Raw genomic sequence first — 8796 nt, forward strand, 5'->3', positions numbered from 1 at the left:
GCGGAGATCAGAATGCAGACCGGACAGTCCAGCGCCATCCAGGCCATGTTTCAGGGAGAAGCGCTTGCCGTTCTCGACAAGATCGTCGCGCGCACCCCGGATGCGTGCCGCATCGATACTCATGCGAATATCATTTTCCTGATCGGTCCGGACGCCTACAAGATGAAGCGGGCCGTGCGCTTCCCGTTTCTTGACTATTCAACGCTTGAGCTGCGCCGGACGGCTGTCGCGGCCGAACTCACCCGCAATCGCCTGTTTGCGCCCGATCTCTATCTCGGCGAAGCGTCGATCACGCGTGAGGCGGACGGCAGTCTTGTGGTCAATGGCGACGGTACACTGGTGGAACCGTTGGTGCACATGCGCCGGTTTGACGAGACGGCGACACTGGACCGACTGGCCGACACCGGCCCATTTTCCGATGCGCTGATGGACGCCCTGGCTGCCGCTCTGGCCACAGCCCATGCGAATGCTTCCTGCCGTGATGCCGATGCCTGGCTCGCCGATCTGGCGGCTTATGTGACGCAGAATGAGGTGGCCTTTCACGCGGCGCCGGAGTTGTTTGTCGCCGCGCAGGTTGATGCCCTGACAGTTGCGGCCCGCAGCGCGCTGAAGCGGATTTCGCCGCTGGTGCGATCGCGCGGCCGGCAAGGCCTCGTTCGTCTGGCCCACGGCGATGCGCATCTGGCCAATGTGGCGCTGATCGACGAGCAACCGGTTTTGTTCGATGCCGTCGAGTTCGACGAGGCCATCGCCACCGGGGATGTCCTCTATGACCTCGCCTTCACCCTGATGGACCTTGTCGAGCGAGGTCAGATGCGCCCGGCCTGTCATCTCCTCAACCGCTATCTCGACCTGTCCGCCTGGCAGGGTGGCGAGGAGGGGCTGGCCGCCCTGCCATTCTACTTGTCCCTGCGCGCGGCGATCCGGGCCAAGATCGCGGCCGCCAGCATCGGCATGCAGCACGATGACGCAGTAGCGCAAAATCAAAGGGGCGCGGCGCTTGCCTATTTCGACCTGGCACAAAAGGCACTGGAGCCGGCTATGCCGCGATTGATTGCTGTCGGCGGCCTGTCCGGGTCCGGCAAGTCGACGCTGGCGCATGCCCTCGCACCGGACCTGATGCCGCTTCCCGGTGCCAGGGTGCTGCGTTCGGATGTGGAACGCAAGCGTCGCCTCGGCCTGCGTGAGACCGAGCCTGCCCCGGCGGCGGCCTATACCCAGGCCGCCAGTGATACGGTCTATGCAGCGCTTTTGCAGAAGGCCCGTGCAGCGCTTGCTGCCGGCCATTCTGTCATCCTCGATGCCGTTTACGCAAAGCCCGAGGAGCGTGCCGCCGTTGCTGCCCTGGCGAATGCCATGGAACTGCCGTTCACCGGGTTCTGGCTAGAGGCTGATCCGGCAGTGCTGAAAGCGCGCGTCACCGCCCGCAAGGGGGACGCATCAGACGCCACCGCGGAGATCGTTGCCCGCCAGCTGTCCTATGACCTTGGCCCAATGGACTGGGTCGTCCTGCCGGGCGGAGCCGACAAGGCGACGACACTGGCTGCGGCAAGGGCTGCAATGCAGCAGCTCTAGAGCCCGGCCGCCCGCGCGGCGGCGGCTGCTGCGACCCCAAGGAACACGGCGATGATGTCTTTGCGCAGCACTGCCATGCCGGCAGCGGCTACGGCCAGACACAGTGCCGCCGGCAGGCCGCCCTTCAGCGCGATAGGAAGGATGGTGGATACGATGATCGCGCCGGGCAGGGACTCCAGCCCGCGCCGCACGCGCGGGGTCAGCGGCACCCGGCCCATGATCCAGTAGCCGCCCGCCCGCATGGAATAAGTCGCGGCTGTCATGGCCAGCACGGTGAGGAAGAACAGGCCATCGATGGTCCAGGCGCTCTCAGCCACGGGCCGGCTCCTTCGGTTCCGGGTCGTCGATGAAGGCCCCGGCCACAGCGCCGGCGATGGCACCGGTCAGCACGAACCAGTAGCCACCGATCAGTTGCCAGCTGGCCACCGCGACAACGGCCGCGACCAGCCAGCTCAGCGTCTGCCTCCGGCCTTTCCAGATCGGTACCAGCATGGTGATGAACAGCGCCGGCATGACGAGATCCAGCCCCCATTTCTGGGGTTCGGCAAAGAGCTGCCCGAGGTAGTAGCCCGGCACCACCGAAACGGTCCAGAGCAGCCACAGCAGGATGCCGCTGCCGAAATAGACACCCCAGTCGCGCCCGCCATCAGCGTGGTAGCGCAGCGCCAGCAGCCAGTTCATGTCGGTCAGGAAATAAAGGCCAGGATAGACTTGCCAGGCCGGTGACTGGCCAAGCCAGGGGCGCAAGGAGGCTCCCAGCAGCAGCATGCGCAGGTTCACCGCCGCCGCGATGCCCGTCATGGCAATCAGCACGGTGGGCGTGACCGGATCGCGGTACAGCTCCATGGCGACAAACTGCGACGCCCCGGCAAAGACGAAGGAATTGATCAGCATCGTCTCGGCAATCGTCAGCCCTTTCTGGGCGCAGACGGTGCCAAACACGGCGGCAAAGGTGATGATGCCCGGTACGAGCGGCACGGTGAGCCGCGCCCCCAGCCACATGCCTTCGGCGGTAATCGGTGCCCGTCCTCCCATCAGCCGAACACACCCCAGATCATGCGTGCGCCGGTGAAGAACAGGAAGGCTGCAAACACCAGCCGCAGTTTGGCCGGCGGCAGCGTGTGCGCCAGCTTGGCGCCGATAGGGGCGGAATAGACCGAAGTCGGGACGATCAGCAGGAAGGCGACCAGATTGACATAGCCGAGCGAAAGCGGCGGCAGGTCCGGATGGCCCCAGCCATAGTAGATCGCCAGCAGGGTGCCGGGGATTGCGATGATCAGTCCAATGGCGGACGCCGTGCCGACGGCCTGGCGGATCGGATAGGAAAACAGGGTCAGGATCGGCACGCCGAGGGTGCCGCCGCCGATGCCCATCATCACCGAGATGCCGCCGATGATGACGCCGAGCAGCTCACGCAAGGGCGCGCCCGGCAGACTGTCGGCAATCCCGGTGCCTTCCTTGCGCAGCACCATGTTGAGGGCGACCAGCAGGGCAACCGTACCGAAGATCAGCGTCAGCATGCCGCCGGAAACGTTGCCTGCCAGGACGCCGCCGGCAACCGTGCCTGCCATGATCGGCAGCCACCAGCGCTTCAACAGGTCCTTGTCTACGCTGCCGCGCTTCATGTGCGCCCGCGCCGAGGAGGCCCCGGTGACGATGATCGTGGCCAGCGAGGTGCCGACGGCCAGGTGCATCGTGACGCTGTCGGCAACGCCGATCAGCGGCAGGACGTAATAGAACATCGGCACGATGACGATGCCACCACCAACCCCCAAGAGACCGGCGATGATGCCTGTAACAAAGCCGGTGGCAAGCAGCGTGCCGGCGAGCAGCGCCAGCGTTGCAATGGATAGATCGTCCATGAAGACCCCGAACGGCCCTGGCCTGACCAGCGTGCAGCCCGCATCCATTGCGGGAGGCCACGCCGGTTCGAGCTGGCCGGAATGCGATTGTTGTTCCCCTTTGAACACAGACGACCGTCAGCCGCCAGACGCACATGCATCCGGACCGACGAAGGTCTATGCTCTCACTCCACTCACACCGCCCGCGCGTCCGGGGCAGACGGATCGCGAAACAGCTGAATGGAAGGCCAGACCACTATACGTTGCTCCAGCCGTTTGGCCAGATGCGTTTGGCTGAGGTGAAGGCGTTTTTCCGTGAGGGCGAAGATCAGGGGATCAGTTGAAACTGCATCTCGGTCGCGCGCAATTGCTCAACGCCAAGGTAATGCAAACCTTGCGAGATCCTAGGATGAATTTTCCGGAAGATGAATGGTACAGACGGGTGGATTCCGCAGCGCATCTTAAAAAGCATTTGAAATCAATACTTTAAATCAGGTCCCTTCGCTCGTTTGTAGCAAGGAAATGTAGCAGTTTCAATCTGCATTCAGGCGGTTAAATGGGGAGCGGTCACTTTATGGATGACACCCTTTGAAACCCCGAAGTGATCTGCGATCCTCTGAAGAGACCACCCCTGCTCCCTCAAGGCCCTAGCTTCCTGTTCCTGTTCGTCTGTCATCACTGGCTTGCGACCGAACCGGACGCCATTATCTTTGGCCTTGGCGATACCGTCCATTTGCCTTTCCTTGCGTATATCCGCTTCGAACTGAGCGAAGACGGCCAGCATCCCTAAAAAGGCTTTCCCAGCTGCGTCGCTGGTATCAAGGGACTGGTCTAGGACCCTGAGCGCCACGCCTTTACCCTCGAGCTCCCTGACGAGTGATAGGAGGTGTTCTGCTGAGCGTGCCAGTCGGTCAATGCGCGAGATGACGAGGGTGTCTCCCTCCCGAGCATAGCGCAGGCACTCGGCAAGCTGGGGTCGTTCTGTGTCGAGCCCGGAGCGCTTTTCGGAGAAGACCTTCTCACACCCTGCTTTGGCGAGCTTGTCGAGTTGCACTTCCAGCGACTGACCGACCGACGACACACGGGCATATCCAACAAGAGCCATGCTCATTCACCTTCATCTTAAACGTTTATGACCCTTACTTTATGAACGGAAAATGACCAGCCCGTCAAGCCCCGGCAAGCGTGGTCATGAATGTATACTTAGTGACCAAGGCGGGAGCGCTGTTTGTCGGGACTTGGAATGCCAAGGCAGGGATAGGGGACAGGGCGTTGTGCAGGACCAAGGCGTCACAAGCGGTGGGGCTCAAGGGAGAGAGACGGCACCCTTGGCGCTCCCATGATAGGCCATGCAAATATATCGAGAAGCCTTGGGGGTACGTACGGGGGAACTCAGGGGGTCTATGTATATACAAATGCCCCAACAGATTTTTTTCAAAATTAGATGACGTATTTCCGAATAAAAGAAAAATGAAGAGGCGGCAACACAAGGTCACCGCCCCCCATTTCAAATCAAGGCGCTAATAATAGCTGCGATACCGAAAAGGCACATGGCTACATTAACGTTGATTTTTACGGTTACCGTCAAGGAACGCTTCATGCGTCCGCCCTCCGGGCCGCAGCGCTGCCAGCCCATAGGGTTAGCGAAATGCGCGTCTTATCCAACAGATAACCCGCTGTTGGGAGTGATCGGGGCACCGTTGGCGCTACGTATCGCCTCAAGTACATCCCGGTAGGACCGCAGTTATCCGGTCCGGTTGGTCTCGTGGCTTTGAGACTCCGTGCCAGGCTGCGACCGGGCGGCAAGTTATCGAAGATGAGGTGCCTACCCAGTCCTTAGGGAGATTCATCCTCGGCCTACCGTGAAGATATCAAACCATTCTTGTTGACGTGTGTCGAGCGCGTAAGTGCACTTATATTGCTGCGGGCGCGTAAATGACAAGATTTCCAAGCGCAACCAAGATAGAGTTTTCTGGCTGACTTTGGTGTCCCAGATAGGCTCAGTTTCAATTCAGCGGTTAGTGTAGGCGGCAAAGAGCCCAAGCAGTGACGAGAGGGACGCTCAATTTGGGAAGGCACGACACCGTTGATACAAACCATGGCCTGCTTTTTTGGGGGTGTTTTTCACACAGGCCGGGCCGTCCGCTTGGTCTGGAGCCGTGTACTTTGGTCCCTCCTATAGGTGCACCCCTAGGACCCCCATAGAGCCCTCATGGCCCTCTCAGGTCCAAGCCAGCTTGAGCCTAGGTCCAGCCTAAATCCCCATGGGGTCCAAGCTGAGATCGAGACCAAGCGAGCCTGAGAGGGCCATGAGCGGTCACTGCCATGACCTATGAGCGCTCTATGCAACTCCCAAAGTCCCTTGGTGTGTCCATGAAGACCATGAGTGCACCATGAGTGTCTCTAGGTGTCTTAAGGTTGCCCCATAGATTAAACATAAACAAATACACTATATGAAATATAACCTAGGCCAACAGCCTAGATTATCCATGTTTCCCCTTAGCATCCATATGCTTCCCAAGGCCCCTATAGGATGCCTCATAGAGCCCATATGCTACCAAGGGTGTCTCATGATCAATAAGGCCCATTCCTATTAATTAATAATCAGCATCATCGTCTTCATTCGCTCGGTAGCCATAGTAACCGGCACCAAGGTCTTCATCTTCTAGCATCTCCTGAATAGCCTCTCGTCCGCCCTCAGAGATTTCAACGTGACCAAGCAAGTTCAAAAGTAAATCCTCGGATCGGTTACCCATAACAATAACAAGCGCCCTAGCGCACATGTCAGGGTTTTTATGAAAGCGCTTGATGACGTGTTCAGGGATTTTATAGGCTATTTCTCTAGCGATATCATCAAGCTCATCTTCGCTTAAATTCTGACCAGTACGGGCATCCATTCTTTTTACATCAATCCAACTTAGACCATCAGTATTGCCATGATGCTCGTCTTCTCTAATCACTCGTCGCATCTTCGCTACGGTCGACTCACTAACAAGCGTTGAGGCCACGATATCGCTTTTGGAGTGCAGCCAAGTTCCATCTGAGGATCGCTGCTTACACAACCTCCAAGCCGCTTCAGTGCGTTCGGAAGGGCTTAGGCTTTTCTTGCCTTTGCTATTCTCATAGATGGACGCCACCTGGGCTTCACTGGCCGTCCCTGCAAACACCTTCACGGGTACTGAGTCGATGCCAAGTTCAAGCAAGGCTGCCAACCTGTGGTGACCATCAACAACGACAAAATGACAACCCACCTCAGGCCGCTCATATGGAAATACAAGGATTGGGTCCATGTCCTCAGGATTGCCACGGGACAGACCAGACTTCAGGTCGTGCATGTGTCGCGTATCAATGCCCTCGGGACGCGGCTGGAATACCTCAGGGTACACAAAGATAAGCTCGGCGGATACCGCCTGTCTTTCAGTGTAAGGGGGAGCTTCCGGCCTGCCATTATCGAGAATTGATAGCTTTTCACCATCGGAAATTACGCTATTTATCCAGTTCACTACGTTCATAATATTTATTCCTAATAAAAAACAACACCACGATGTCGAAGTGTTATTTCATTTGACATAATTTTGAGAATGATTAACCGGGATCGAATCCTAAACAGGAGCCAATGGCATGTTCGATTACAGTGTTTCATTTGATTTTGAGGACGGACAAACCACCACAAGAACCCTTAAGGCCAGTGACGATTGGTCTGTGTGTCTCATGGCCCTAGGCGTTCAAGCCATGATCGACGCAAGCGACTTCAATGTTGATTGGAGCGCTGTACGGTCGGTCGCTTTGGAGGCGTGATAGGGCGCGGATTGGGTGCGGCTATGTGCGGGACCCAAGCGGCCCCGTGCGCCCCTTATGCGTTATAGTGTACCCTAATTCAGATGGCCTGGGATCGCCTAGAATGCCCGAAGGGCGCCTTTAAATGATTTGATATAGGATGGTAGAGAAAACCCGCTACCGCGTCCTATGGCCCTTTAAAATCGATTCTAGGGCCATTCACCAGAGCCCGGCCCGTGCGCTACCTATCCATTTAAGTAGTGCCTAATTTAATCGGGCAAATCTGATCCGGGGCCCGCCGCGTGCGGGGCATTGCGGTCCTGCCGTCGCCTATGGCGTAATGAGTACCTAATTCAATCGGGGGCTGTTCTGAGCCGGTGACGCGCTGGGCAAGGCAGTGCCTAGAAGGCGTTAGGAGGGCTGCTGAGTGGCAAAAGGCTTGAGGTGATCTAAATGGACGCCTTTGAATAGCATCGAATCCATGGCCGTTTTCAGGGCCATTGTGCGCACATCACCATGCCCGTACCTGTCGGCTTCCCCGCCAAGCGCTCGCCCTTGAAGCATTTCCACGTCCTGTATCAAGACACGGGCTTCAGCTGCGAAGTCAGCGAAGTTATGACGAAAGCTTCTGAATGAGACTCTGGGGCGATCTATGCCAATAGACTTCAAAAATGACCTGAAGTGGATTGAATAGTTCGAAGACAGCTTCGCCTTTCCGCCCTCTGTGGCTTCCGGGAATAGCCTTAAGTACCCCTTGAGCCGCTGGCTTTCTACATAGTCGAGGAATCCCAGAGCGATTAGCCGAGGGTGGATGGGTAGAATCCGCTTGGATGTCTTATTCTTGAGGCTCTTACCCTCATCGTTCGCATTGATTGAGATGCAAGGAATGCCTGTGACGTGAATAACATCACTGCAATGAAGTTGAAGTATCTCGTTTGGTCTAGCACCTGTGTGCAGCCCAATCAACGGCGTCCAGTAATAATGGCTATTATACATCATAAAAGTACCGTGTGTCTTCCAGTGAATACCTGAAAGACATCCAGTGAACATTGGCGCTGAGAAGATTTGGTTAAGCTCGCCAATCTTGAAGGGCTCCCACTGGTCTTTTTCTGAGACACCTTTGGAGCGAACCGCCATGCCTTCAAAGATATTTCTCAATGAATCCAATTGGTTACGCCTGCTCCAGTCGAAAAGGGACGAGAGTGCGCGGAGGTCTGTGTTGATGGTGGCATTTGCAAGCCGGGGCAGCTCAAGTCGCCTAGATTCCTCCGCAACTTGTCCGATTGGCAGAGACTTGAGCCGACTCTTTTTCCGCCAATTTGGTGCCACGTCCATCAACCAGCTCTTGAAGCGTGCCGCGTCTGACTTGGTGTAGTCAGTGATAGGCTTGTCTCCAACCAGTTCGATAAATGTGTCTACCGACGATACAAACTTGTCCCGTGTTTGGTCTCGCCAAATGTCTCTAAGCTACCCCCGGAAAATCGGACAGTGACGGAAGCTACGATCTGACGTCTGCTGGTCTCCAAGAACGAGGAGATCAGGACATGAAGAAACGCAGGAACCATGATGCTGGGTTCAAGGCCCGCGTGGCGCTGGAGGCCGT

The 8796-nt window shown here is 57.3% G+C and carries 8 protein-coding genes; 2 read left to right on the forward strand and 6 right to left on the reverse strand.

Annotated elements, in window-relative coordinates; genetic code table 11:
* The first annotated feature begins 12 nt into the window (after nt 1-12).
* Entirely contained in the window at nt 13-1575 is a 1563-nt protein-coding gene (locus tag C8348_RS14450; protein WP_106754040.1) for a bifunctional aminoglycoside phosphotransferase/ATP-binding protein, read from the forward strand.
* On the opposite strand, the gene C8348_RS14455 is transcribed toward C8348_RS14450, so the two are convergent.
* The 5 genes from C8348_RS14455 to C8348_RS14475 all read right to left on the reverse strand — a co-directional run bounded on the left by C8348_RS14455 (nt 1572) and on the right by C8348_RS14475 (nt 6928).
* Nucleotides 1572-1892: an AzlD family protein gene (locus tag C8348_RS14455; protein ID WP_106754041.1), complete on the reverse strand. Its 321-nt coding sequence runs from the start codon at nt 1890-1892 to the stop codon at nt 1572-1574. The genes C8348_RS14450 and C8348_RS14455 overlap by 4 nt on opposite strands.
* Entirely contained in the window at nt 1885-2610 is a 726-nt protein-coding gene (locus C8348_RS14460) for an AzlC family ABC transporter permease (RefSeq protein ID WP_208983764.1), read from the reverse strand. The genes C8348_RS14455 and C8348_RS14460 overlap by 8 nt, the downstream gene beginning before the upstream one ends.
* Entirely contained in the window at nt 2610-3437 is an 828-nt protein-coding gene (locus tag C8348_RS14465; protein WP_106754075.1) for a sulfite exporter TauE/SafE family protein, read from the reverse strand. The genes C8348_RS14460 and C8348_RS14465 overlap by 1 nt, the downstream gene beginning before the upstream one ends.
* A gap of 523 nt (nt 3438-3960) precedes the next feature.
* A complete protein-coding gene (locus C8348_RS14470) occupies nt 3961-4527 on the reverse strand; it encodes a recombinase family protein (RefSeq protein ID WP_244294017.1) in 567 nt (188 codons plus the stop codon).
* A gap of 1486 nt (nt 4528-6013) precedes the next feature.
* Complete coding sequence (locus C8348_RS14475) at nt 6014-6928, reverse strand: ParB/RepB/Spo0J family partition protein (protein ID WP_106754043.1); 915 nt, start codon at nt 6926-6928, stop codon at nt 6014-6016.
* 109 nt (nt 6929-7037) lie between these two features.
* Here C8348_RS14475 and C8348_RS21985 point away from each other — a divergent pair, with 109 nt between their 5' ends.
* On the forward strand, nt 7038-7214 hold the full coding sequence (locus C8348_RS21985) for a hypothetical protein (protein ID WP_157950438.1): 177 nt from the start codon (nt 7038-7040) through the stop codon (nt 7212-7214).
* 390 nt (nt 7215-7604) lie between these two features.
* On the opposite strand, the gene C8348_RS14480 is transcribed toward C8348_RS21985, so the two are convergent.
* Nucleotides 7605-8528 carry a site-specific integrase gene (locus tag C8348_RS14480; RefSeq protein WP_108724196.1) on the reverse strand — a complete coding sequence of 308 codons (924 nt, stop codon included), beginning with the start codon at nt 8526-8528 and terminating at the stop codon, nt 7605-7607.
* Between the last annotated feature and the right edge of the window lie 268 nt (nt 8529-8796).

This window comes from Pannonibacter carbonis, from assembly GCF_003012935.1.
Classification (GTDB): domain Bacteria; phylum Pseudomonadota; class Alphaproteobacteria; order Rhizobiales; family Stappiaceae; genus Pannonibacter; species Pannonibacter carbonis.

What these genes read in the sequence shown, in the direction of transcription:
- C8348_RS14450 (WP_106754040.1), top strand. Translation starts at nt 13, where the DNA reads ATGCAGACCGGACAGTCCAGCGCCATCCAGGCCATGTTTCAGGGAGAA.
- C8348_RS14460 (WP_208983764.1), bottom strand. Translation starts at nt 2,610, where the DNA reads ATGGGAGGACGGGCACCGATTACCGCCGAAGGCATGTGGCTGGGGGCG.
- C8348_RS14480 (WP_108724196.1), bottom strand. Translation starts at nt 8,528, where the DNA reads ATGGACGTGGCACCAAATTGGCGGAAAAAGAGTCGGCTCAAGTCTCTG.
- C8348_RS14465 (WP_106754075.1), bottom strand. Translation starts at nt 3,437, where the DNA reads ATGGACGATCTATCCATTGCAACGCTGGCGCTGCTCGCCGGCACGCTG.
- C8348_RS21985 (WP_157950438.1), top strand. Translation starts at nt 7,038, where the DNA reads ATGTTCGATTACAGTGTTTCATTTGATTTTGAGGACGGACAAACCACC.
- C8348_RS14470 (WP_244294017.1), bottom strand. Translation starts at nt 4,527, where the DNA reads ATGAGCATGGCTCTTGTTGGATATGCCCGTGTGTCGTCGGTCGGTCAG.
- C8348_RS14475 (WP_106754043.1), bottom strand. Translation starts at nt 6,928, where the DNA reads ATGAACGTAGTGAACTGGATAAATAGCGTAATTTCCGATGGTGAAAAG.